General features: G+C 71.1%; 22 protein-coding genes. 11 read left to right on the top strand and 11 right to left on the bottom strand.

Features of this window, described 5'->3' with window-relative positions; translation table 11 throughout:
- The coding region (locus tag BGO22_RS02850) for a heavy metal translocating P-type ATPase (RefSeq protein WP_286848779.1) at positions 1-1,143 on the top strand (1,143 nt) is incomplete at its 5' end.
- A 4-nt stretch (positions 1,144-1,147) separates the two neighbouring features.
- Here BGO22_RS02850 and BGO22_RS02845 read toward each other — a convergent pair.
- Complete coding sequence (locus BGO22_RS02845; protein WP_070398460.1) at positions 1,148-1,714, bottom strand: NADPH-dependent FMN reductase; 567 nt, start codon at positions 1,712-1,714, stop codon at positions 1,148-1,150.
- Positions 1,715-1,776: 62 nt separating this feature from the next.
- Positions 1,777-2,598 (bottom strand): phosphate/phosphite/phosphonate ABC transporter substrate-binding protein, encoded by an 822-nt coding sequence (locus BGO22_RS02840; RefSeq protein WP_070398725.1) that lies wholly within the window; start codon positions 2,596-2,598, stop codon positions 1,777-1,779.
- 262 nt (positions 2,599-2,860) lie between these two features.
- Between BGO22_RS02840 and aotJ the strand changes: the two genes are divergently transcribed.
- From aotJ to BGO22_RS02815, 5 genes are read left to right on the top strand one after another with little or no spacing between them, the layout of a single operon-like run.
- Positions 2,861-3,706, top strand: a complete 846-nt coding sequence (gene aotJ / locus BGO22_RS02835; protein ID WP_139146980.1) for an L-arginine-binding protein AotJ — start codon at positions 2,861-2,863, stop codon at positions 3,704-3,706.
- A gap of 23 nt (positions 3,707-3,729) precedes the next feature.
- Positions 3,730-4,416 (top strand): ABC transporter permease, encoded by a 687-nt coding sequence (locus tag BGO22_RS02830; protein ID WP_070398461.1) that lies wholly within the window; start codon positions 3,730-3,732, stop codon positions 4,414-4,416.
- 4 nt (positions 4,417-4,420) lie between these two features.
- Positions 4,421-5,134 (top strand): ABC transporter permease, encoded by a 714-nt coding sequence (locus tag BGO22_RS02825; protein WP_070398462.1) that lies wholly within the window; start codon positions 4,421-4,423, stop codon positions 5,132-5,134.
- A gap of 10 nt (positions 5,135-5,144) precedes the next feature.
- Complete coding sequence (locus BGO22_RS02820) at positions 5,145-6,281, top strand: succinylglutamate desuccinylase/aspartoacylase family protein (protein ID WP_070398463.1); 1,137 nt, start codon at positions 5,145-5,147, stop codon at positions 6,279-6,281.
- Positions 6,282-6,296: 15 nt separating this feature from the next.
- Positions 6,297-7,085, top strand: a complete 789-nt coding sequence (locus BGO22_RS02815) for an ABC transporter ATP-binding protein (protein ID WP_070398464.1) — start codon at positions 6,297-6,299, stop codon at positions 7,083-7,085.
- Here BGO22_RS02815 and BGO22_RS02810 read toward each other — a convergent pair whose 3' ends face one another.
- Positions 7,086-9,575, bottom strand: coding sequence for a penicillin acylase family protein (locus BGO22_RS02810; protein ID WP_070398465.1), 2,490 nt, complete (start codon positions 9,573-9,575; stop codon positions 7,086-7,088).
- 106 nt (positions 9,576-9,681) lie between these two features.
- Positions 9,682-10,632 carry an adenylate/guanylate cyclase domain-containing protein gene (locus tag BGO22_RS02805; RefSeq protein WP_070398466.1) on the bottom strand — a complete coding sequence of 317 codons (951 nt, stop codon included), beginning with the start codon at positions 10,630-10,632 and terminating at the stop codon, positions 9,682-9,684.
- A gap of 288 nt (positions 10,633-10,920) precedes the next feature.
- Between BGO22_RS02805 and BGO22_RS02800 the strand changes: the two genes are divergently transcribed.
- Positions 10,921-11,256, top strand: coding sequence for a hypothetical protein (locus tag BGO22_RS02800; RefSeq protein ID WP_070398467.1), 336 nt, complete (start codon positions 10,921-10,923; stop codon positions 11,254-11,256).
- Between the two features lie 84 nt (positions 11,257-11,340).
- Here the strand turns inward: BGO22_RS02800 and BGO22_RS02795 are convergent, their stop codons facing one another.
- On the bottom strand, positions 11,341-12,288 hold the full coding sequence (locus BGO22_RS02795; protein WP_070398468.1) for an LD-carboxypeptidase: 948 nt from the start codon (positions 12,286-12,288) through the stop codon (positions 11,341-11,343).
- The gene (gene tadA / locus BGO22_RS02790) at positions 12,285-13,670 is read right to left on the bottom strand and encodes a tRNA adenosine(34) deaminase TadA (RefSeq protein WP_070398469.1); all 1,386 of its coding nucleotides are present in this window, start codon (positions 13,668-13,670) and stop codon (positions 12,285-12,287) included. The genes BGO22_RS02795 and tadA overlap by 4 nt, the downstream gene beginning before the upstream one ends.
- A 90-nt stretch (positions 13,671-13,760) precedes the next feature.
- Between tadA and opgC the strand changes: the two genes are divergently transcribed.
- Positions 13,761-14,894 (top strand): OpgC domain-containing protein, encoded by a 1,134-nt coding sequence (gene opgC / locus BGO22_RS02785; RefSeq protein ID WP_070398470.1) that lies wholly within the window; start codon positions 13,761-13,763, stop codon positions 14,892-14,894.
- 24 nt (positions 14,895-14,918) lie between these two features.
- Here opgC and BGO22_RS02780 read toward each other — a convergent pair whose 3' ends face one another.
- Positions 14,919-15,752, bottom strand: a complete 834-nt coding sequence (locus BGO22_RS02780) for an SGNH/GDSL hydrolase family protein (RefSeq protein WP_070398471.1) — start codon at positions 15,750-15,752, stop codon at positions 14,919-14,921.
- Positions 15,749-16,375 (bottom strand): FMN-binding negative transcriptional regulator, encoded by a 627-nt coding sequence (locus BGO22_RS02775; protein WP_070398727.1) that lies wholly within the window; start codon positions 16,373-16,375, stop codon positions 15,749-15,751. Before BGO22_RS02775 ends, BGO22_RS02780 begins: the two co-directional genes overlap by 4 nt.
- Before the next feature lie 145 nt (positions 16,376-16,520).
- Here BGO22_RS02775 and BGO22_RS02770 point away from each other — a divergent pair, with 145 nt between their 5' ends.
- Positions 16,521-16,721, top strand: a complete 201-nt coding sequence (locus BGO22_RS02770; protein WP_070398472.1) for a hypothetical protein — start codon at positions 16,521-16,523, stop codon at positions 16,719-16,721.
- 15 nt (positions 16,722-16,736) lie between these two features.
- Here the strand turns inward: BGO22_RS02770 and BGO22_RS02765 are convergent, their stop codons facing one another.
- The 3 genes from BGO22_RS02765 to BGO22_RS02755 all read right to left on the bottom strand — a co-directional run bounded on the left by BGO22_RS02765 (position 16,737) and on the right by BGO22_RS02755 (position 20,017).
- A complete protein-coding gene (locus BGO22_RS02765) occupies positions 16,737-18,371 on the bottom strand; it encodes a long-chain-fatty-acid--CoA ligase (RefSeq protein ID WP_070398473.1) in 1,635 nt (544 codons plus the stop codon).
- Between the two features lie 67 nt (positions 18,372-18,438).
- Positions 18,439-19,428 (bottom strand): Bug family tripartite tricarboxylate transporter substrate binding protein, encoded by a 990-nt coding sequence (locus tag BGO22_RS02760; RefSeq protein ID WP_070398474.1) that lies wholly within the window; start codon positions 19,426-19,428, stop codon positions 18,439-18,441.
- Between the two features lie 127 nt (positions 19,429-19,555).
- Positions 19,556-20,017 (bottom strand): MarR family winged helix-turn-helix transcriptional regulator, encoded by a 462-nt coding sequence (locus BGO22_RS02755; protein ID WP_070398475.1) that lies wholly within the window; start codon positions 20,015-20,017, stop codon positions 19,556-19,558.
- A gap of 104 nt (positions 20,018-20,121) precedes the next feature.
- Between BGO22_RS02755 and BGO22_RS02750 the strand changes: the two genes are divergently transcribed.
- Together BGO22_RS02750 and BGO22_RS02745 are read left to right on the top strand one after the other, a co-directional pair.
- Entirely contained in the window at positions 20,122-21,282 is a 1,161-nt protein-coding gene (locus tag BGO22_RS02750; protein ID WP_070398476.1) for an acyl-CoA dehydrogenase family protein, read from the top strand.
- A complete protein-coding gene (locus BGO22_RS02745; protein WP_070398477.1) occupies positions 21,279-21,767 on the top strand; it encodes a PaaI family thioesterase in 489 nt (162 codons plus the stop codon). The genes BGO22_RS02750 and BGO22_RS02745 overlap by 4 nt, the downstream gene beginning before the upstream one ends.
- The last annotated feature ends 169 nt before the right edge of the window (positions 21,768-21,936 follow it).

Genomic DNA, 21,936 nt, shown 5'->3' with positions numbered 1-21,936 from the left:
TCGCTGATCACGCTGGTCGGCTGGGGCGTGCTCACGGGCGACTGGGAGCGCGCCATCCTCAACGCCGTGGCGGTGCTGGTGATCGCCTGCCCCTGCGCGCTGGGCTTGGCCACGCCCACGGCCATCATGGCCGGCACCGGCGTGGCCGCGCGCCAGGGCATCCTGATCAAGGACGCCGAGGCGCTGGAGGTGGCGCACCGGGTGGACACCGTGGCCTTCGACAAGACCGGCACCCTGACCGAGGGCCGGCCCCAGCTGGTGGCCGCCCTGGCCGCGCCGGGCCAGGAAGAGCGCCTGATCCCCTGGAGCCTGGCACTGCAGGCCGGCAGCGAACACCCGCTGGCGCGCGCCGTGCTGGAGTCGCCCCAGGCCGCCGGCCTGACGCCACTGCCGGCCAGCCAGGTGAGCGCGGTGCCCGGCCGCGGCATGTCGGCCGAGGTCGACGGCCACGCGCTGCGCCTGGGCAGCCCGCGCTTCATGCAGGAGCTGGGCGTGGACACCGCGGCCCTGGCCGCGCAGGCGCAGCGCCTGCAGGACGAGGGCCGCACCGTGTCCTGGCTGGCCGACGTGACGCAGGCACCGCGCCTGGTCGGCCTGCTGGCCTTCGGCGACGCGCCCAAGGCCAGCGCCGCACGCGCCGTGGAACGCCTGCACGGCATGGGCGTGCGCACGGTCATGCTCACCGGCGACAACCGCGGCAGCGCGGCGGCCGTGGGCCAGCGCCTGGGCATCGCCCGCATCGAGGCCGAGGTGCTGCCCGCCGACAAGGCCGGCATCATCGGCCAGCTCAAGCAGGGCGGGCATGCGGTGGCCATGGTGGGCGACGGCATCAACGACGCCCCGGCCCTGGCCTCGGCCGACGTGGGCATTGCCATGTCCACCGGCACCGACGTGGCCATGCACGCGGCCGGCATCACGCTGATGCGTGGCGACCCGGCGCTGGTGGCCGACGCCATCGACATCTCGCGCCGCACCTACCGCAAGATCCGCCAGAACCTGTTCTGGGCCTTCGCCTACAACGTGATCGGCATCCCGCTGGCGGCGGCCGGCCTGCTCAACCCGATGGTGGCGGGCGCCGCCATGGCCCTGAGCAGCGTGAGCGTGGTGAGCAACGCCCTGCTGCTGCGCGGCTGGCGGCGCTGAAGGCTCAGTGGCCGCGCGCCGCCGCGGCTGCGAAGTGCGCGAAGCCCTGCACGAAGTCGGCCAGCTGGCGGGCGATCGCCTCGTCCAGCAGCGCGCCGTCGGCCCCGAACACCGAGCCGGCGCGCGACACCATCAGGCGCCCGCCGCTCCAGTGCTGCGCGCCCAAGGTGCGCAACACGGGCAGCCAATGGGCCTGGCCCATCACCGTGCCGAAGCCCCCGGGCGACGCCCCGATGACGGCCACCGGCCGGTCGCGGAACACGTCGGGCAGGCCGGGCGTGGGACGCGAGAGCCAGTCGATGGTGTTCTTGAACACGCCCGGGATGCCGTTGTTGTATTCGGGCGAAACCAGCAGCAGGCCGTCGGCGGCCAGGATGCGCTCCTTCAGGGCGCGCACGGCCGGCGGCGTGCCGCTGGCCTGCTCCAGGTCGCCGTCGTACAGCGGCACGCCGTGCACGGTGGCGGCGTCGAAGGGGGTGTCCGCGCCGGCGGCGGACTGGGCGGCCTTGAGCAGCGCGGTATTGAAGGAGCCGGCGCGCAGGCTGCCGGACAGTCCAAGCAAGGTGGTCATGGGGTGGGACTCCTGGTGGGAGCCGCAAGGCTACACCCGGCGCCCCCGGGGCCCGGACCCGCTCAGGTCCCGAGCCACTCCAGCAGGCTCAGCACGCGCGGCCCGGTGCCGGTGTCGAAGCCCTGGATGCCCAGGGTCTTGAGGACGCCGCGGCCGGCGTCGGCCTGGTCCATGGCGCGCAGTTCGGCCTGCACGGCCTGCAGCTGCTCGGCCGTCAGGCGCGGGCCGGCGACCATGGGAGAGTACGGCTGCGTCACGCTGCTGTGCAGCACGCGCAGGCCGCCTTTGTCCAAAGAGCGCGCCACGCCCGAGTAAGACGCCACGCCGCCCACGTCGGCCAGCTTGTGTTCCAGGTAGAACTGCACGGCGCCCTGCTCGCGCACGTACTGCAGCTTTTCGTTCTTCAGCGCAATACCCCGGTCGCGCAGCTCGGCATGGCAGAAACGGGACATGTAGGACACCTGCTCGGGCAGCACCCATCGCTTGCCCTTGGCGTCCTCGAGGCTCTTCAGCGGCGAATCCTTGCGGGTGACGATCAGGCACTGCCCCTCGGGCTTGGCGCTGGCGACGAAGCGGTAGCCGTTGTCGCGCATGGCGCGCGCCGGGTAGTCGCTGGGCCGGGCCAGCGCCAGGTCGAAGCGCTTGGCCTTCAGGCCGTCTTCGAGCAGCGCGAACTCGCGCGCGAACACCACCGTCACCTTGCCCTTCAGCGCCCGGCCCAGGGCCTCGGCCAGGCCGGCGTACTTGGCGGTGGCGCGCGCGTGGTCCAGCCCGCCCGAGGTGCCTTCGCTGACGGCCAGCGTGTACTCCGGTTCCGCGGCCTGCGCCGCGCTGGCCATCAACAGGGGAAGCAGAAGGGCGATGAGTCGGGTGGGCAGTGGCATGGTGGCGGTGCGGTGGCCAGACACCCTGGCCGGTTCAGCATATTGGGATGAACGAATGTATCGCCGGTGGCGCGGACGGCGGGTTCCGCTCATGGCGGGAAAACGGCCGTCTGGCTTGCATCTTGCTGACGTCCCGCAGGCGCCACCGGCCCCGGGAAACTTCGCCCTTTTTGGAGCCAGCCCTCCAGGAGCTCAGACCTACAATCCCGCCTACTTCGCACCGCCCGGATGGCCCGGGCGGGCGGCAACCGAGAGATTTCTCATGAAGCACCTTGCCCTGTATTCCGCCCTCGCCGGCGCCCTGGCCCTCTCGGCCTGCGGCAAGAAAGAGGAGGCCCCCGCCCCGGCAGCCGCTCCCGCGCCCGCCGCCGCGCCGGCCGCAGCGCCCGCTCCGGCCGCCCTGCCCGAGCTCAAGGTCGCCATCGACCCGACCTACGAACCCTTCACCTTCAAGACCGCCGACGGCAAGCCCACCGGCTTCGACGTCGACATCGCCGACGCCCTGTGCAAGGAAATCAAGCGCCAGTGCGTCTACGTCGAACAGGTCTGGGACAGCATGATCCCCGGCCTGCAGGCCAAGAAGTACGACGCGATCATCAGCTCCATGTCCATCACCGAGGAGCGCCTGAAGGTCGTGGACTTCACCGACAAGTACTACTTCACCCCCAGCCGCATCGTCGTGAAGAACGGCACCGCCTACACCGACCCGGCCTCGCTCAAGGGCAAGAAGCTGGGCGTGCTCAAGGGCAGCACGCAAGAGAAGTACGCCCTGGGCGAGCTCAAGCCCGCGGGCGTGAGCATCGTTCCTTACGAGGCCCAGGACCAGGTCTACCTGGACATCAAGTCCGGCCGCCTCGACGGCACCGTGGCCGACCAGGTGGAGGTCAACGGCGGCTTCCTGCGCAAGCCCGAGGGCAAGGACTACGGCTTCGTGGGCCCCGTGCTGGACGATCCCAAGTACTACGGCACCGGCGTGGGCGTGGCCCTGCGCAAGGACGACACCGCCCTCAAGGACGAGTTGAACGCGGCCATCAAGACGATCCGCTCCAATGGCGTCTACGAGACGATCGCCAAGAAGTACTTCGACTTCGACGTCTACGGCAAGTAAGCGGTCAGCCCACCGAGCGCGGTTTGTCCGGCTACTACCAGTCCATCCTGCAAGGCGCCCTGCTCACGGTGGGCGTCTCACTGGCCGCCCTCGTGGTGGCCATTTTCTTGGGCCTGGCGGGCGCGGCGGCCAAGCTGTCGGGCCGCCGCGCGCTCGTCTGGCTGGCCACCGCCTACACCACCGTGGTGCGCGGCGTGCCCGAACTCGTGCTGATGCTGCTCATCTTCTACGGCGGCACCATCGGCCTGAACCACCTGCTTGAGGCCCTGGGCAGCCGCCGCTCGGTGGACATCAACCCCTTCGCGGCGGGCGTGCTGACCATCGGCTTCATCTACGGCGCCTACATGACGGAGACCTTCCGCGGCGCCATCCTGGCCATCCCGCGCGGGCAGATGGAAGCGGCCTGGGCCTTCGGCATGGGCCGCGTTCGCACCTTCGTGCGCATCACCGCGCCGCAGATGGTGCGCTACGCGCTCCCGGGCTTCACCAACAACTGGCTGGTGCTCATCAAGGCCACGGCCCTGGTCAGCCTGATCGGCCTGCACGAGATGACCTACCTGGCCAAGCAGGCCAGCGCGGCCACGCGCGAGCCCTTCACCTTCTTCCTGTTCGCGGCGGCGCTGTTCCTCGTCTACACCACGGTCTCGCTGTGGGCGCTGCGCTGGGTGAACCGGCGCTTCAGCCTGGGCGTCAAGCGGCTGACCCACTGACACCATGCGCTGGGAAGTCATCTTCGAACCGGCCCACCTCGCCATGTATGGCCAGGGCGTGCTGACCACGCTGAGCCTGCTGCTGTCCTGCCTGGCCATCGGCGGCGTGCTGGCCGTGGTGTTTGCCCTGGCGCTCACCCACGGGCCGGCGCCGCTGCGCTGGCTGGTCGGCGCGTACACCTACGTGATCCGCGGCACACCGCTGCTGATCCAGATGTACATGATCTATTACGGCCTGGCCCAGCTCGACTGGATCCAGGCGCGCTGGGACGACATCTGGCCCTGGACGATGTTCAAGGACGCCTTCTTCTGCGCCCTGCTCGCCTTCGCCCTCAACACCGCCGGCTACACGGCCGAAATGCTCGCGGGCTCCATCCGCGAGACGGCGCCGGGCGAGATCGAGGCCGCGCAGGCCATGGGCATGGGCCGCTGGCAGGCGCTGCGGCGCATCGTGCTGCCCAGCGCCATGCGCCGCACCCTGCCGGCCTACAGCAACGAGGTGGTGATGATGCTGCACGGCACCAGCCTGGCCAGCGCAGTGCCGGCCATGCTGGACGTGACCGCCGCCGCCAGCCGCATCTACTCCGACTACTACCTGCCGTTCGAGGCCTACCTCTTCGCCGCCGGCATCTACCTCACCATCACCTTCACCCTGGTGGGCCTGTTCAAGCTCGGCGAGCGGCATTTCCTCGCCCACCTGGCGCCGCGCACGCACTGACAGGAAGCGCATGGAACGGACCGAACACCCCCTGCTGAGTCCCAGCCTGGGCCACCAGAAGCACCTGGTGTCGTTCCGCTATGGCGCCGAAGACGCCCGGCCCAAGGTCTACCTGCAGGCCAGCCTGCACGCCGAGGAGCTGCCCGGCATGCTGGTGGCGCACCACCTGCGCCCCCAGCTGGAGGCCGCCGAACGTGAGGGCCGCCTGCGCGGCCAGGTGGTGCTGGTGCCGGCGGCCAACCCCATCGGCCTGACGCAGCGGCTCAACCACCGCGCCATGGGCCGCTTCGAATTCGGCACGTCGCAGAACTTCAATCGCCACTACCCGAACCTGGCGGACGCGCTGTTCGACGAGCTGCGCGACCGCCTGGGCCCCGACCCGCAGGCCAACGTGGCCCTGGTGCGCGCCGCCGCCACCCGCTGGCTGCGCGACTGGCGGCCCGCCACCGAGCTGGACAGCCTGCGCCGCCAGCTCTTCCTGCTGGCGCACGACGCCGACGTGGTGCTGGACCTGCACTGCGACTGGGAAGCCGCGCTGCACCTGTACGCCGAGGAGGCCTGCTGGGCCCCGCTGGCGCCACTGGCCTGGCTGCTGGGCTGCCGCGCCGTGCTGCTGGCGCGCGATTCGGGTGGCGAGCCCTTCGACGAAACCCTCTCGGGCCTGTGGTGGCGACTGGCCGAGCGCCTGCGCGCGCAGGGCATCCACCACCCGTTGCCCCAGGCCTGCGCCAGCGCCACGGTGGAGCTGCGCGGCGAGGCCGACGTCTCGCACGACAACGCGCGCATCGACGCCAAGGCCCTGATGGACTACCTGCTGCACCTGCGCGTGCTCGATGGGCCCGCCCCCGCCATCCCCCGGCCGAGCTGCGAGGCCACGCCGCTGGCTGGCTCGCAGACCCTGCACAGCCCGGTGGCCGGCGTGGTGGCCTTCTGCGTGCGCCCAGGCGATACCCTGGCCGTCGGCGAGGTGGTGGCCGAGGTCATCGACCCCACCGCGCCCGGCGCCTCGCGCGTGCACCGGATCACCGCCGGTGTCGCGGGCGTGCTCTACGCGGCCATTGGCGAGCGCTACGTCGTCGCCGGCGGCGAGATCGGCAAGATCGCCGGCGCCACCCCGTTCCGCACCGGCCACCTGCTCGGTGCCTGACCCTGCCCCGCTCCCATGAATGCCCCCACCCCTTCTTCCGCGCCGCTGCTGGCCGTGCACGACATCCACAAGCGCTTCGGCGCCAACGAGGTGCTCAAGGGCGTGTCGCTCGAGGCGCGCGCGGGCGACGTCATCAGCCTGATCGGCAGTTCGGGCTCGGGCAAGAGCACGCTGCTGCGCTGCATCAACCTGCTCGAGAAGCCCAACGCGGGGCGCATCGTGCTCGGCGGCGAGGAACTCAAGCTCGCGCCCGACCGCCACGGCGAGCTGCACGCCACCGACCCGAAGCAGCTGCAGCGCCTGCGCACGCGCCTGGCCATGGTGTTCCAGCATTTCAACCTGTGGGCGCACATGACGGTGCTGCAGAACATCATCGAGGCGCCGGTGCACGTGCTGGGCGTGCCGCGCGACCAGGCGGTGCAGACGGCGCGCAAGTACCTGGAGCGCGTGGGCCTGAGCGGCGTGGAAGACCGCTACCCCGCGCACATGAGCGGTGGCCAGCAGCAGCGCGTGGCGATCGCGCGCGCGCTGGCGGTGGAGCCGGCGGTGATGCTGTTCGACGAACCCACCTCCGCGCTCGACCCGGAGCTGGTGGGCGAGGTGCTGCGCGTGATGCGCCTGCTGGCCGAGGAAGGCCGCACCATGCTGGTGGTGACGCACGAGATGGGATTCGCGCGCGAGGTGTCCTCGCACCTCATCTTCCTGCACAAGGGCTGCATCGAGGAACAGGGTGTGCCGCGCGAGGTGCTCGCCAGCCCGAAGAGCGAACGGCTCGCCCAGTTCCTCAAGGGCAACCTGAAGTAGTCAGGGCGTCAGCGACAGCTCGCTCGCCCACTTGGGCGGCTTCAGGCTCAGGGTGCGGTGCTTGTTGGCCAGCCAGGTCGCGCTCATGTCGCGGTAGCGGCTGGAGAACACGTTGCCGCTCTGCCCCGTCTGGTAGATGAACAGCGAGCGGTCCAGGTCGGCCAGGTCGTAGATCGCGCGCAGGCTGGCCGCGTGGCGGTTGGCGAAGGGCGCGTCGGCCTTGTCCAGGTGGTACTGGCCCACGTTCACCGTGAAGGGGTCGCCGCCGGTGGGCTCGCGCACCTCGAAGAAGCGGGCCAGCGGTTTCACGTTGGAGAACGGCCGGTGCGCCGAGATGGCCGGGTGCGCCTCGCCCCAGCGCCAGGCGGCCACGTCGGCGCCGTACTGGGCCGACAGCCTGTCCAGTGCGCGCGACAGCGCCTCGCCCGCCGCGTGCGGACAACCCTGCACGCCGCACCAGGCGCGGTTGTCGCTCTCCAGGAAGCCCTCCACCGCCTGGCGGAACAGGCGCTTGCCGTACAGGGACTCGAAGCGCTCCTTGCCCAGGCGCTGGCCGATCACGCCACGCGTGAACTCGTCGATCCAGGCGCTGTAGATCAGCGGCGCGGGTGAGTCGGCGCGCATCACGCCGTCGAAGCCCTGCAGCGCGGCGCGCGCGGCCTCGGCCAGCGAATGCGTGGACGGCGCCTTCAACAGGTGCGGCAGCAGGCGCAGCGTGGCCTCGGCCCGCTGGTCGCCCTGGATGGCGCGCATGCTGGCCACGTCGTGCTTGGGCGTGGCCTCCAGCAGGGTCTCGATGCGCTGCTGGCGGTATGGCGGCGCCCAGTCCTGGGTGAGGAAATGCGGGTAGTCCGGCGCGTGGATGCGCTGGTTGGCGGTGGCGATCCAGCCGCGCGCGCCATCGTCCTGCGGCGTGTCGGCGTACGGCAGCCAGCCGGTCCAGTCGTAGCGCGGCTCCCAGCCCGGCGCCGGGGCCACGCCGCGGATGTCGTTGTCGGCCGCGCGCAGCGGCACGCGCCCGGCCGCCTTGTAGGCGATGCGCCCGGTGCGGTCGGCCATCACGATGTTCTGCATGGGCGCGCGGAAGGTGGAGAACGCCGCCAGCAGTTCCTCCACGCTCTGCGCGCGGTTGGAGGCCAGCGTGGCGGACACGTTGTCCTCGTCGTCGAGCCCGGTCCAGCGCAGCGCCAGCACGAAGCGCGTGGTGTCGAGCACCTTGCCGTGCTGGGCCTGGGCGTCGCTCAGCACCGGGCCGTGGCGCGTGGCGCGCACCAGGTGTGTGACGTCGGCCTGCCCCTTCACGCGGATGGTCTCGGCGCGCACGGTGAAGCGTTCCCAGGCGGGCTCGGTGCCGGCCGAGGGCACGCGGTACTCGCCGGGGTTGGCCGGGTTGATCTGTTCCAGGTAGAGGTCCTGCACGTCAGGCCCGGTGTTGGTGAAGCCCCAGGCCACGCCGGCCGTGCGGCCCAGCACCACGAAGGGCGTGCCCGGCAGGGTGGCGCCGATCACGTCCATGCCCTTGAGGCCACCCGCGTCGGGCGCCTGCAGCCGCGCGAAGTACCAGATGGCGGGCGCGCTCAGGCCCAGGTGCGGGTCGTTGGCCAGCAGCGGCTGGCCGCTCTGGGTGCGCGAGCCGGCCACCACCCAGTTGTTCGAGCCCTTGTTTTCGTTGAAGCCGAAGCCATCGGCCCAGTCGCGCAGGTCCAGCGCGATGCGCTCGCGCCAGCCGGCCTGCGGGGCCGCCGGGGCCTGCGAGGTGGCGGTGCCGTTGGCCTTGTTGAACACGCCCAGTTCGCGGTACAGCCGGCCCAGGTCGGCGCTGGCGGCGGGCGCCTCGCCCGGGTACGGCGGGAACAGCTCCCACAGCGCGGGGGTGTCCAGCACCTGCAGCGCCGTCAGCCGGGCGAACTCGTTGCCCCAGTTCCCGCCCAGGTCCAGCGCCATCATGATCGACCAGCCCACGCTGTCGGCCGGGTCCCACCAGGCGCCGCGCAGGGCCTCTTCGCGCGGGTTCACGCCCAACAGCAGGAACTCGGGCGTGAGCGCCTGTTCGCCGCTGGCGAAGAAGGCGTTGATGCCGGCGCTGTAGGCCTCCACCGCGGCCTTGACGTCCGCCGGCAGCTTGGCCAGCTGGCGCTGCGCCACCTGGCGAATGCCCAGGGTGCGCATGAGCTTGTCGGTTTCCAGCGTGGCCGGGCCCAGGAACTCGGACAGCGTGCCGCGCATGACCGCGCGGTTGAAGGCCAGCTGCCAGCCGCGCTCCTGCGCGTGCACGTAGCCCAGCGCCATCCAGGCGTCGCGCGGGTTCTGGGCCAGGATGTGGGTGACGTCGCTGCCGTCGCGGTTGACCTGCACCGGCGCACCCAGGCCGCTGACCTGCAGGTGCCCGTCGGTGCGCGGCAGGGTCTGGCGGGCGTACCACAGCCCCAGGGCGGCGGCGAGCACGAGCAGCAGGCCAATGAAGGTGGCGAGGCGGCGGATCCAGCGCATGGTGTTTGTCTCTCGGGCTTCTTATGAGGAGCCGCGAGGATAAACCCCGTCCGATGACCCGGCGGCGCGGGTGCTGTCACGCAGGCGCGCGGCGCGCCCAGTGCGCTCAGCGCGCGCTGGCGGCGGCGCTGCGGGCGAGCGCCATGCTGCCGTCCATGAGCTTGAAGCTCACGGTGGGGGCGCTGAAATCGGAGAACGGCGCGCCCAGGGAAATCTCGCCGTCGCTGTGCAGCACACAGTCCTGGCGGCGCAACTGCACCACCGACTCGCTGCCCGCGAAACGCACCCAGGTGCCGTAGCTGCTCACGTCTTCCAGCACGTAGTTGCCGGAGACCATGCCGATGGTGGCGTGCATGCGAGAGACGCGCGGGTCGCTCACCACGAAGCTGGCCTCGGGCACGCGGCCGATGCGCAGCGGCAGGTCGCTGGAATTGAAGGTGCGCGTGGCGTCCAGCCAGGCGAGCTCGATGCCCGCGAAATCGGAGTCGTCCTTGGGCGTGATGGCGTGCAGGTCGGCCGGCACCGTGAGGAACTCGGACTGCATGTCCGCCTGCCACTCGATGCGGAACACCTCGCAGGTGTCGACCTTGCCCTTGATGCGCATGGCACCCAGGCTGCGGTTGCGCACCAGCGAGCGCGGCCCGAGCGACTGGATGACGGTGTCGCTGGCAAAGATCTGTTCCGGGCCGGCCAGGTCGCTCAGGCGCGAGGCCAGGTTCACCGCGTCGCCGAAGCAGTCGCCGTCCACCCACACCACCGAGCCGCGCGCCAGGCCGATCTGCATCAGCAGCTTGAGGTGGGCCGGCCACTGCTGCACGCGCTTGGCGTGCTCCTGCTGGATCTGCACCATGGAATCAACCGCGGCGCGGTTGTCGGCGAAGGCCAGCAGCACCCCGTCGCCCAGCATCTTGACCACGGTACCGCCGTTCGCCTGGCCGCGTGCGCCGATCCACTGCGTCAACTTGGTGACCGCCTTGGTGGCCCGGTCGTTGCCCAGTGTCTCGAACACGGACGTGCTACCGGTGAGGTCGACGAAGGCGATCGTGAGTTCGGGCATGGGGCTGGGAAAACCTGCGGGCGATTAGAGCATGGCGGTTCTCGCAGACCGTTACATCCTCAACCGATGCAAGTGGCGTTTGTGCGCCCCGAAAGGCCGACCGGGTTGTGGCACCCAGCCAACAATGAGTGCAAAAGGATTACTAAATTGAGGTAGTCCATGAAACTCCCGCGCTAAGCACATGATTTGCTGTTGTTTTTTTTGCCGTATCAAGACTTGCACGATTGCATCGACATGCTTCAGGTCGTATTCTGGCCAGCCCTTTCCTGTGATGGAACTCTCACGGTCATGCGTTGGTTCAAGCCCAGTCTCCGCAACAGCATCTCGGCCCTGCTAGGGCCGAGCGCGCGCGCGGACGACGAGGACGAGTTGGAGCCGGTGCGTGAGGCCATGCTGGCCGTGCTGGGTGAAGAAGGCGCCCGCCTGAACCCTTCGCTCAAGCGCCGGCTGAAGTTCATGCACGACGCGCACAGCCTCTGGTATGCGCGCGGCGAACTGGTCGCGGTGCTGAGCCGCGTGCACGGCGAGGCGCTGGCGGTTCACCGCGTGCAAAGCCTCTCGCCGGTGTTCCAGGGCCTGGTGCCCAAGGCCCTGATCGACGCTTCGCGCATCCGGCGGGTGTAAGCCCCACCCCGCCGCGCTTCGCGCGTCCCCCGCAAGGGACGGCACCGGCGGCCCGACGAAGCCGGTTCCGTGGTGCCTCCGGGCTCAATGCCCGTGGTGCCCATGGGGCTCATGCCCCCAGAAGATCAGCGCGTCGCGCCCCTCCACCACCAGATCGACCGTGCGGCCCACGGGCAGAAGCACTTTGGTGGGCACGTGGCCGAACGGCAGCCCGGTGTAGATGGGCGTCTTGGTCTTCGAGCGCAGCCATTGCGTCACGGTCTTGAGCGAGAAGCCCCGGTCGTAGCCCGGCACCGGCTTGAAGCGGTTGAACGCCCCCAGCAGCACGGCCTTCTGCGCGTCCAGCACGCCCGCCAGCAGCAGTTGGGTGAGCTGGCGCTCCAGCCGGTACGGGTGCTCACCCACGTCTTCCAGGAACAGCACCCCGCCTTTCACGGCCGGCAGGTATGGCGTGCCGACCAGCGAACACAGCACGCTCAGGTTGCCGCCCCACAGCGTGGCCTCGCGCACGTGCCGCTTCGGCTTGGCGGCGTGGGCCGGGGCGTCGGCCGCCGGCAGCGTCCAGCCCGAGCCCTCGGCCGACCCATCGAGCAGGTCGCCGAAACAGGCCAGCATGATCTCGTCGGGCTCGACCTCGGGGCCGAAGTCTTCGCCCAGCGCCGGGCCGGCCCAGGTGCTGGCGCCGGTCTTGGCCAGCAGCGCCAGCTGCAGCGCGGTGAAGTCGCTCAGGCCGACGAAGCGCGTGCCTTTTTCGATCGCCTTGGCGAGGGCCTTGTAGGGCAGCTCGGGCAGGAGGCGGGTGAGCCCATAGCCCCCGCGCGAGATCAGGGCCACGTCGGCACCGCTGGCCGCCGCGCGGCCGATGGCGGCCAGGCGCGTGGCGTCGTCGCCCGCGAAGCGCATGTGGGCACGCAGGGCGTCGGTGTCGATCTCGACCTCGTGGCCCAAGGCCTTGAGGCGCTGCACGCCGCGGCGGAACGCGGCCTTGTCGCGCACGGCGCTGGCGGGAGAGTAGATGTAGATGTGGCTCATGGGTTCGGGGATGAAAAATGCGCGAGCGCCGCGCGCGCGATGGGCCCGCCGTGTTCCTGCACGAAGTGGCCGGCCTGGGCCAGCAGCAGGGGTTCGGGGCAGCCTCGGATCTGCTCGCGCAGCGCGCGCATGACGGGCTCGCCGAGGACCGGGTCTTGCTGGCCGATGGCCATGAGGCTGCGCCCCTGCCACTGCTCGCGCCAGAAGCGGCGCGCCTCGCGGCTGACGGCGGCGCCGTCGCTGTCGGGAAACTCGGGGACCATGGGCGGGAAGGCGCGCAGCGCCGCGCGGTGGCCCTTGTCGGGGAACGGCGCGTCATAGGCGGCGCACTCGGCTTCGCTCATCTGCGGGTTGCCGCGCGCGAACAGGCGGCCGACCGAGAACTCGGGCTTGCTGGCGCACATCTCGCGCCAGGCCAGGAAGCCGGGCGACAGCGGCGAGTCGCCCGTGGCCAGGGTGGTGTTCATTACCAGCAGGCCGCGGTAACGCCCGGGCGCGGCCGGCGGCAGGGTCAGGCCCAGCAGACCGCCCCAGTCCTGCACGACCAGCACCACGTCGCGCAGGTCCAGCCGCTCGACGAATTCCAGCAGCACCTGGCGGTGCCAGGTGAAGCGGTGGGCCGCGTCCTTCTTGGGCTTGTCGCTCTTGCCGAAGCCGATGAGGTCGGGCGCGATCACGCGGTGACCGGCCGCCAGGAACACCGGCAGCATGTGGCGGTAGAGGTAGCTCCAGGCCGGGTTGCCGTGCAGGCAGAGCCAGGTCAGCGGGGCGTTGCGCGGGCCTTCGTCGAGGTAGTGCAGGCGCAGCCCGTCCAGCGCGGGCAGGTCGCTCAGGTACCGGGGCGCCCAGGGGTAGCCGGGCAGGCCCTCGAACGCGGCATCGGGCGTGCGCAGCGCGTCCTCGCGCAGGGGGTGGGGGTTCATTCGCCGCTCCTTGAAGAAGCTGCGCAGCAGCTCGGCGCCCTGCTCGGCCAGCACGCCGCCCCGCACCTGGGTCTGGTGGTTCAGTGGCGCCTGGGCGAACAGGTCGATCACGGAGCCGGCCGCACCGGTCTTGGGGTCGCTCGCGCCAAAGACCACGCGGTCCAGCCGCGCGTGCAGCATGGCGCCGCTGCACATGGCGCAGGGCTCCAGCGTCACATAAAGCGTGCAGCCATCGAGCCGGTAGTTGGCCAGGCGCCGCGCGCCCTCGCGCAGGGCCAGCATCTCGGCGTGCGCGCTCGGGTCGTGTGAGGCGATGGGGGCGTTGCGGCCGGTGGCGATCACCTGGCCGTCCTTCACCAGGACCGCGCCCACCGGCACCTCGCCGGCCTGGGCGGCGGCGCGGGCTTCGTCGAGCGCCAGGCGCATGAAGGCTTCGTCGCGTTCCGGGCTCGGCGTCATGCGGGCGAGTGTAGGCGAGCGCGCCGAATGCCCCCTGGGGCCCTCGCGCTCTGGCATGATCCTGGGTTGCCCAGGGAAAACCCTCAACAAATGACCGCCCCCCGCGCGAGCGGCCGGCAGTGGGAGCTCGACGCGCTGCGCGGCCTCATGCTGGTCCTCATGACCCTCACCCACATGCCGACCGGCTTCTCGCCGGTGCTGAGCCAGCCGTTCGGCTTCGTCTCGGCGGCGGAGGGCTTCGTCTTCCTGTCGGCCCTGCTGGCCGGGCGCGTGTACGGGGCGCGCGCCGAGCGGCAGAGCTTCGCCGAACTGCGCGGCGGCCTGTGGCGGCGCGCGGGCCGCCTGTACCTGTGCCAGCTGGCCCTGTTGCTGCTGGCCTTCACCCTGATCGCCTGGCTGGGCGTGGTGCGCCACCAGGGCGGCGTCACCGGCCTGCTGGAGTACTTCTTCATCGCCCCCGCCAGCGCCGTGGGCGCGGCCCTGGTGCTGCTGCACAACCCGCCGCTGCTGGACGTGCTGCCGCTCTACATCCTGTTCATGTTGATCACGCCCTGGCTGCTGGCGCACGGCCGGCGCCACGGCTGGCGCGGCCTGCTCTGCGCCAGCCTGCTGCTGTGGCTGGCCGAGCAATGGGGCCTGGGCGCGGCCCTGCACGGGCTGGCGGCGTCGGCCGGCTGGCCCGTGCCCTACAAGGACATGGGGGCCTTCCACCTCTTCGCCTGGCAGCTGCTGTGGGTGGGCGGTCTGTGCCTGGGCACGCGCCGCCAGCCCTGGCCGCGCGTGCGCTGGTGGCTTTGGGGACCGGCGCTGCTGCTGGCCGGCAGCACCCTGCTCTGGCGCCACATGGTGGGCCAGGACCCGATGCCCGGCGTGCCGGCCGTGGCCGCGCTGTTCGACAAGTGGTCCCTGGGCCAGCTGCGCCTGCTCAATGGCGCGGCCCTGGTCGTCCTGCTGCTGGCCAGTGCGCCCCTGTGGCGGGCGCTGCCCCGCCCGCGCCCGCTGGAGCTGCTGGGCCGCCAGTCGCTGCCGGTGTTCTGCGCCCACCTGGTGATCGTGCTGTTCACCCTGGCCTTCTTCGGCTCGGTCGAGACCCTGCGGCCCCGGCAGACCGACGCCCTGCTGCTGGCCGCCGCCTTCGCCGGCCTGTTCGCGGTGGCCCTGGCGGCGCAGTGGCGCGACCAGGGCGGCCGCCGGCGCCCACGCCTGGCCAGCGCGCTGCGCTGAGCGGCAGGGCGGCGGCTCGCCGTGTCAGAGCTTCAGGCGTGCCGCGATGAGCTCGCGCCAGATGCCGTAGCCCGTGGCGTTGAGGTGCAGGCGGTCGGCGCCGAACAGGTCGGGCCGCGGCCGCCCGGCCTCGTCCAGCATGGCGCCGTACACGTCGATGAAATCGAGCTGCGGGTGGCCTTCGGTGTAGGCCTTGACGAGCCGGTTGGTGGTTTGTATCGCGGGCAGCAGCGCCTCGCGCGCCGGGCTGGGCTTGATCGAGACAAAGGCGATGCGCGTGTTCGGCGCCGCCTGCAGCACCTGTTGCACGAAGCGCTCGTAGCGCAACAGCACCTCGGCCGGCGTGGCGCCTTCGTCCAGGTCGTTCTCGCCGGCGTAGAGCACCACCTGGCGCGCCTGGTAGGGCAGCACCAGCCGATCGACGAAGGCCACGCAGTCGGCCAGGCGCGAGCCGCCAAAGCCGCGCTTGATCACCACCGGCTGCTGCTGGAAGGCCGCTTCCAGCTTGTCCCACAGGCGGATGGAGGAACTGCCCACGAACAGCACCCCACCGGGCGGCGGACGGGCCAGCCGGTCCTGTTCGGCAAAGGCCTGCAGGCTGCTGCGCCAGCGCAGCTCGGCCGCCGCCACGTCGAACGGGGTGGGGTTGGGCGTGGGCCGGGCGGGCGGTAGGGCACTGGCCGGCGGCGGCAGGTTCACCAGGCGCTCGACGGCGCTGGTGGTGGCGAGGCCGGCCGGCGCGGCGCCAGTCGAGGCGGCCGAAGCGGGGGTGGCGCCTTGCGCCGAGGCCAGCGGGGCCAGCGCGGCGCCGAGCGCGCCCGCGGCCAGCCGGCGGAACATCGCGGAACGGTCGTTCATGTGTCGGGGGTGCCCAGGCCGAGCCGGCGCATCCAGCCCGCCAGGGCCTGCGCCTGCTCGCCGCCCTGTTCGTACAGGCGCAGCATCGCCGCGTGGGATTCGCGGCGGTGCTGGTTGAGCTTCACCTTGCAGCGAAGTTCCAGCACCCGCAGCTCCATGGCGTGGATGCCCTTCATCATGTTCTGCTGGAAGTCCTCGGGCAGGCCACGCCACTGCTCGGCGTAGGCTGGGTCGTGGTCGTGGATGAGGTGCTTGAGCAGGCGGTCCTTGTCCTCGAAGGACTCGATGAAGCCCACCTGCACGCGCGCCTGCACTGTCAGGTAGTTCCAGGTGGGCACGCGCTGCAGGTCGGGGTAGACGCGCGGCGTGAGGTAGGCTTGCGGGCCGTTGAACACCACCAGCGCCTGAGGCCGGGCGCGCAGGTGCTCGGCCTGCGGATTGGGCTTCGCCACATGGCCGAGCAGGGTGAGGCCGCCGCCCTCTTCCAGCACGTGCAGCGGCAGCGGCGTGACGAAGGGAAAGCCCTCATCGTCGGTGGAGATGAGCTGCGCGAAGGGGTGCGCGCGCATCAGCTCGAGCGCGATCGTGGGGTCCTTGGCGGCGAATTGGGGCGGTAGGTACATGCGGCGGGTGGGCCGGGGGCGGGCCCAGGCCCGGTCCATCCAGCGGATTGTTTCATATGCAATCGGCGCCGCCGCCCGGTGTGTTGCCGCTGTCACGGGGGGAAACCATGATCGGCGCCAACACCCGTCGCCGCCGGAGCCTCCCATGCCGAACCCGTTCAAGTCCCTGTCGCTGACCCTGTTCGCCGGTGTGCTCCTGTGCCTGGCTTTCGCCGTCGCTGCCTGGCGCACGGGGCGGCTGGCCTGGTGGGGCGCGGAAGGCCTGGCCGTGGTGGCGCTGGTCGGCGCCTTGCGCCTGCGCCGCCGGTCCCGCCGCGTGGACCCGGAGCGTTGGGCCAGCTTCTGACGGTTCGCACCGGCCTCAGCCGCCGCTGAACACGCCCCCGTAGCGCTTGCGCAGCTCGTTCTTCTGCACCTTGCCCGTGCCACCCACGGGCAGCGCGTCGAGGAAGACCACGTCCTCCGGCACCCACCACTTGGCCACGCGCTCGGCCAGGAACGCCAGGATCTCGGGCTTCTCCAGCGCGGCACCGGGCTTGCGCACCAGCAGCAGCAGGGGACGCTCGTCCCACTTGGGGTGCTTGATGCCGATGACCGCCGCCTGCGCCACCGCCGGATGGCCGGCGGCGGCGTTTTCCAGGTCGATGGAGCTGATCCATTCGCCGCCGCTCTTGATCACGTCCTTGGTGCGGTCGCGGATGGTCATCACGCCGTCGGGCGCGATGGTGGCGATGTCGCCGGTGGGGAACCAGCCGTCCACCAGGGCCGTGCGATCGGCCTTGTGGTAACGCTCCACGATCCACTGCCCACGCACCATCAGCTCGCCCTGCGACACGCCGTCGCGCGGCAGCGTGGCGCCCTGCTCGTCCACCACCTTGATCTCGATGCCCGAGACCACCTTGCCCTGGCGCGCGACGATGGCGTGGCGCTCGTCGGCCGGTCGCTCCCAGTCGGCGGCGCTCAGGTTGCTGAGCGTGGCGATGGCGGTGGTTTCCGTCATGCCCCAGCCGTGGCGCACCTCCACGCCGTAGGCCTCGTTGAACTTTTCGATCAGCGCGCGCGGCATGGCCGAGCCGCCCACGCAGGTGCGATGCATGGTGGAGAAGCGCAGGCCGCCCTGCTCCACGTGCTGCAGCAGGCCCATCCAGATGGTGGGCACGCCGGCGCTGATGGTCACCTTCTCGGCCTCCATCAGCTCATACAGGCTGGCGCCGTCCAGGCGCGGGCCGGGCAGCACGATGCGCGCGCCCGCCACCATGGCCGCGTACGGAATGCACCAGGCGTTGATGTGGAACATGGGCACCACGGGTAGGACGCTCTCGCGCGTGGACAGGCCCAGCACGTCGGGCAGGCAGGCGGTGGTGGCGTTGAGCACGATGGAGCGGTGCGAATACAGCACGCCCTTGGGGTGGCCGGTGGTGCCCGAGGTGTAGCAAAGCACCGCGCCGGTCTTCTCGTCGAACTCGGGCCAGTCGAAGGTGTCGGGCTGGCCGGCGATCAGGTCCTCGTAGGCCAGCGGCGTGGCCGCCGCCGGGCTCGGCGTGTCGGGCAGGTGCTCACGCTCGCTCAGGCAGACCCAGGCCAGCACCCGCGGGCACTTCGCCGCGATGGCCTGCACCAGCGGCGCGAAGGTGCTGTCGAACAGCACCACGCGGTCCTCGGCGTGGTTGAGGATGTAGACCAACTGCTCGGGGTGCAGGCGCGGATTGCAGGTGTGCATCACCATGCCGCTGCCCGAGACGGCGTAATAGGCCTCCAGGTGGCGGTGGTTGTTCCAGGCGATGGAAGCGACTGCGTCCCCGGGCTGCAGGCCCAGGCCGCGCAGCGCGTTGGCGAGCTGGCGCGCGCGCCGCGCGATCTGGGCGATGCTCAGGCGCACCGTGGGACCGTGCGTCTCGCGCGACACCACCTCCTGCGTGGCGTGCTGCGCGGCGCCGTGTTCCAACAGGCCCGAGATCAGCAGCGGGCGGTCCATCATCAGGCCGGGTTTGAGCATGGGGGTCTTGTCTCCGTAGGCTGGTCCCGGGCGTGCGGTGCGCCCGGGAAGTGGGTGGTGGTGCCGCTCAGCTGTCCGCCGTGAACCCGATGGACTTGACGATCGGCCCCCAGATTTTGATGTCGCGTTGCAGTGCGGCGGCCAATTCCGAGGGCGTCGAAGGGCTGGACTCCATGCCCGCGCTGTGCAGGGTCTCGATCACCTCGGGCGCCTTGAGCGCCTGGTGCAAGGCCGCGTTGAGGCGGCGCACCGCCTCGTCGGACGCCTTGGCGGGCAGGTAGAAGCCGTACCACTCGTCGAACACCAGATCCTTGAAGCCCTGCTCCGCCAGCGTGGGCACCTGCGGCGAAAAGCGGCTGCGCTTGGCGCCCGAGCTGGCCAGCAGGCGCAGCTTGCTGTTGGGCGTCATGTGGCTGAGGAAGGTGCCCAGCGGCGAGCACAGCGCGGGCAGGCTGCCGCCGATGAGGTCCTGCAGTGCCGGCGTGGAGCCCCGGTAGCCCACGTGCGTGACCTCCACGCCCGCGGCGCGGCCCAGCGTCACGGCGGTGAAGTGCAGCGTGGAGCCGGTGGCCGGCGAGCCGATGTTGGCCTTGGCCGGGTTGGCCTTGAACCAGGCCATGAGGCCGGGGATGTCCTTCACGCTCTCCGGCACGCCCGGGCCCACGGCGATGCCGTAGTCGAAGCTGGCGCCCATGCTCACCGGCGTCACGTCGGCCGCCGGGTCGTAGGGCAGCTTCTTGTAGGTGAAGGGGTAGACGCCCAGCATGGACATGGGCGTGAGCAGCAAGTGGCTGCCGTCGGCCGGCGCGCCCTTGAGCGCGGTCACGCCGAGCTGGCCGCCCGCGCCGGCGCGGTTTTCCACCACCACCGCCTTGGCGTGGCCGGCCTGCACCAGCTTCTCGCCCACCTTGCGGGCCAGGGTGTCGGGCGTGGTGCCGGCCGGGAAGCCGACAAAGAGGCGCACGGTGTCGGCGGCCTGGGCGCGGGCCAGGGGGGCGGCGCCCAGCAGCAAGCCGGCGCCGGCGGCGCCGAGGAGGTGGCGGCGGTGAAGGGGCATGGGTTTGTCTCCGGTGTGATGAACTCAAATTGTCAACCTTGGTTGACTTAATGGATTCTCAAACCGTCCACCGGACGCGTCAACCCGCCTGGGGCGCTTCGGCGCCAGGGCTTTCCCTAGTCGCCCGTCAATCGCCTTCTGGCGCGCCCATTTCCGGCCAGGGCAAGGCCAGGATGCGGCGCAGCTCCTCCACGTTGTCCTTGCCGATGTGGCGGGCCAGCTCCTCCTCCATGCGCACGAAGGCGGCGGCGGCTTCCTCGGACATGCGCCAGCCCTTCTGCGAGAAACGCAGCAGCTTGACGCGGCCGTCCTCCTCGCTCGGCACGAACTCCACCAGGCCCAGGCGCTCGGCCTCCAGCGCGAGCTTGTGCACGGCCTGGCGCGACACGCCCAGCCGGCGCGCCAGCTCCGACAGGCCCAGCGGGCGCCCGCCCAACTGCGCGAACAGGCGGTTCATGGCGGTGGTGAGGTGCGGGTAGCCCTCCAGGTGGGCCCCCTGCACCACGCGCGCTTCCATCCAGTCGGATCGGGCCATCAGCAGGTGGCGCAGCAACTGCTTGTGCGGGGTGGCGGTCGGGGTCTTGGGCATGGGTTTCCTCGGGACTCGGTGGGCGAGCGTGGCAGAGCCGTCGTATTTGTCAACCAAAATTGACAAAATAGCAGTTTCAAGCCAACCACCCGAGGAGATTGTCCATGCCCCACGCCAGCCGGCCGCTGTTTGGCCCCGAGCACCAGAGCTTTCGCGACCAGGTGCGCCGCTTCTGCGAACGCGAGATCGCGCCCCACCACGCCGATTGGGAGGCCGCGCACGGCGTGCCGCGCGAGCTGTGGCGCCGCGCCGGCGAGCTGGGCCTGCTGTGCGCCTGGTTGCCCGAAGCCGACGGCGGCCCGGGCGCCGACCTGCTGTACGACCTCATCGTCTGCGAAGAACTGGGCCGCATCGGCGCCACCGGCCCGGGATTTCCACTGCACTCGGTGATCGTGGCGCCCTACATCGCCCACCACGGCACGCCCGCGCTGAAGGCGCGCGTGCTGCCCGGCATGGCCAGCGGCGAGCGGGTCGGCGCCATCGCCATGACCGAGCCCGGTACCGGTAGCGACCTCGCGCGCATCCGCACCCGGGCCGAGCGCGACGGCGATCACTGGGTGATCCACGGCCAGAAGACCTTCATCACCAACGGCCATCACGCCGACGTGGTCGTGGTGGCCTGCAAGACGGAGCCCGAACGCGGCGCGCGCGGCGTCTCGCTGTTCGTGGTGACGGCCGACACGCCCGGCTTTTCGCGCGGACGCAAGCTGCACAAGATCGGCCAGCACGCGCAGGACACGGCCGAGCTGTTCTTCGACGGCGTGCGCGTGCCGGCGGACCACCTGCTGGGCGAGGCCAACCAGGGTTTTCGCTACCTCATGCGGGAGCTCGCGCAGGAGCGCCTGCTGGTCTCCGTGCAGTGCCAGGCGCGCGCCGAGGCGGCCTTTGAAGGCACCGTGCGCTACACGCAGCAGCGCCAGGCCTTCGGCCAGCGCGTGGCCGACTTCCAGAACACCCGATTCCAGCTCGCCGGCCTGTGGGCCGAGCTGCAGGCCGGGCGGGCCTACTGCGACCAGCTCATCGCCCGCCACCTGGACGGCGGGCTGGACGCGGTCGACGCCTCGGCGGGCAAACTCTGGCACTCGGAGCTGCTGGGCCGGGTCACCGACACCTGCCTGCAGCTGCACGGGGGCTACGGCTACATGGCCGAATACCCCATCGCCCGCGCCTACGTCGACGCCCGCATCGAGCGCATCTACGCTGGCACCTCGGAAATCATGAAAGAAGTCATCGCGCGCGCCGTGTGCGACCAGCCCGCCCCATGAACCCCAGCCGCTTCGGCAACCCCGACCAGGCGCTCATCCAGCGCTTCCTCGACCAGGGCGCCCGGCCCCTGCCCGTGGACTCCAACCCCATGGCCCTGGCCCTGGGCGCCACGCTGGTGGCGCTGGACCGCGAAGCCGGCACGGTGTCCATCGATTTCCAGCCCCAGGCCCTGTTCGTGCAAGGCACGGGCGTGCTGCAGGGCGGCGCGCTCAGCGCCATGCTGGACTTCGCCATGGCCTTTGCCACGCTGGCGCGACTGCCGCCCGAAGGCAGCTGCGCCACCACGAATATGAGCACCGCCTTCCTGCGGCCCGCGCCGCTCGGCCGCTACCGCGCCAGCGGCAGCGTGGACCGCTGCGGCAAGGCCCTGGCTTTCGCCCAGGCCCGTCTGCTGGAAGCGGCCAGCGGGCGGCTGGTGGCCACGGCCTCGTCCACCCTCGCGGTGATCGGCCCGGCCTTGCAGCCGCGCGGGCCGGTGGGATGATGGCGGACCCCGGTCCCGCCAGCCCGCGATGGCCTCCTTCGTCCACCACCCCGCTTTCCAGAGCCTGCTGCTGCCGGCCCTGCTGTGCCTGGCCTGCCTGGGCGCGCTGCGTGCGGGTCTGGGCACCGCGCGCGGGCCCTGGGTCTCGCTGGGCGCGGCGCTGGGCCTG

The organism is Hydrogenophaga sp. 70-12, assembly GCF_001897365.1.
In the GTDB taxonomy this organism is placed as follows: Bacteria; Pseudomonadota; Gammaproteobacteria; order Burkholderiales; family Burkholderiaceae_C; genus Hydrogenophaga; species Hydrogenophaga borbori.
This window is presented reverse-complemented; position numbering and strand designations above follow the sequence as displayed.

Excerpts from the sequence above, each read along its gene's own strand:
- BGO22_RS02775 (WP_070398727.1), bottom strand. The coding sequence starts at position 16,375 with ATGTACCTACCGCCCCAATTCGCCGCCAAGGACCCCACGATCGCGCTC.
- BGO22_RS02760 (WP_070398474.1), bottom strand. The coding sequence starts at position 19,428 with ATGCCCCTTCACCGCCGCCACCTCCTCGGCGCCGCCGGCGCCGGCTTG.
- BGO22_RS02840 (WP_070398725.1), bottom strand. The coding sequence starts at position 2,598 with ATGCCACTGCCCACCCGACTCATCGCCCTTCTGCTTCCCCTGTTGATG.
- BGO22_RS02820 (WP_070398463.1), top strand. The coding sequence starts at position 5,145 with ATGGAACGGACCGAACACCCCCTGCTGAGTCCCAGCCTGGGCCACCAG.
- BGO22_RS02845 (WP_070398460.1), bottom strand. The coding sequence starts at position 1,714 with ATGACCACCTTGCTTGGACTGTCCGGCAGCCTGCGCGCCGGCTCCTTC.
- BGO22_RS02780 (WP_070398471.1), bottom strand. The coding sequence starts at position 15,752 with ATGAACGACCGTTCCGCGATGTTCCGCCGGCTGGCCGCGGGCGCGCTC.
- opgC (WP_070398470.1), top strand. The coding sequence starts at position 13,761 with ATGACCGCCCCCCGCGCGAGCGGCCGGCAGTGGGAGCTCGACGCGCTG.
- BGO22_RS02825 (WP_070398462.1), top strand. The coding sequence starts at position 4,421 with ATGCGCTGGGAAGTCATCTTCGAACCGGCCCACCTCGCCATGTATGGC.
- BGO22_RS02770 (WP_070398472.1), top strand. The coding sequence starts at position 16,521 with ATGCCGAACCCGTTCAAGTCCCTGTCGCTGACCCTGTTCGCCGGTGTG.
- BGO22_RS02810 (WP_070398465.1), bottom strand. The coding sequence starts at position 9,575 with ATGCGCTGGATCCGCCGCCTCGCCACCTTCATTGGCCTGCTGCTCGTG.
- BGO22_RS02805 (WP_070398466.1), bottom strand. The coding sequence starts at position 10,632 with ATGCCCGAACTCACGATCGCCTTCGTCGACCTCACCGGTAGCACGTCC.
- BGO22_RS02795 (WP_070398468.1), bottom strand. The coding sequence starts at position 12,288 with ATGAGCCACATCTACATCTACTCTCCCGCCAGCGCCGTGCGCGACAAG.
- BGO22_RS02750 (WP_070398476.1), top strand. The coding sequence starts at position 20,122 with ATGCCCCACGCCAGCCGGCCGCTGTTTGGCCCCGAGCACCAGAGCTTT.
- aotJ (WP_139146980.1), top strand. The coding sequence starts at position 2,861 with ATGAAGCACCTTGCCCTGTATTCCGCCCTCGCCGGCGCCCTGGCCCTC.
- BGO22_RS02815 (WP_070398464.1), top strand. The coding sequence starts at position 6,297 with ATGAATGCCCCCACCCCTTCTTCCGCGCCGCTGCTGGCCGTGCACGAC.
- BGO22_RS02745 (WP_070398477.1), top strand. The coding sequence starts at position 21,279 with ATGAACCCCAGCCGCTTCGGCAACCCCGACCAGGCGCTCATCCAGCGC.
- BGO22_RS02755 (WP_070398475.1), bottom strand. The coding sequence starts at position 20,017 with ATGCCCAAGACCCCGACCGCCACCCCGCACAAGCAGTTGCTGCGCCAC.
- BGO22_RS02765 (WP_070398473.1), bottom strand. The coding sequence starts at position 18,371 with ATGCTCAAACCCGGCCTGATGATGGACCGCCCGCTGCTGATCTCGGGC.
- tadA (WP_070398469.1), bottom strand. The coding sequence starts at position 13,670 with ATGACGCCGAGCCCGGAACGCGACGAAGCCTTCATGCGCCTGGCGCTC.
- BGO22_RS02800 (WP_070398467.1), top strand. The coding sequence starts at position 10,921 with ATGCGTTGGTTCAAGCCCAGTCTCCGCAACAGCATCTCGGCCCTGCTA.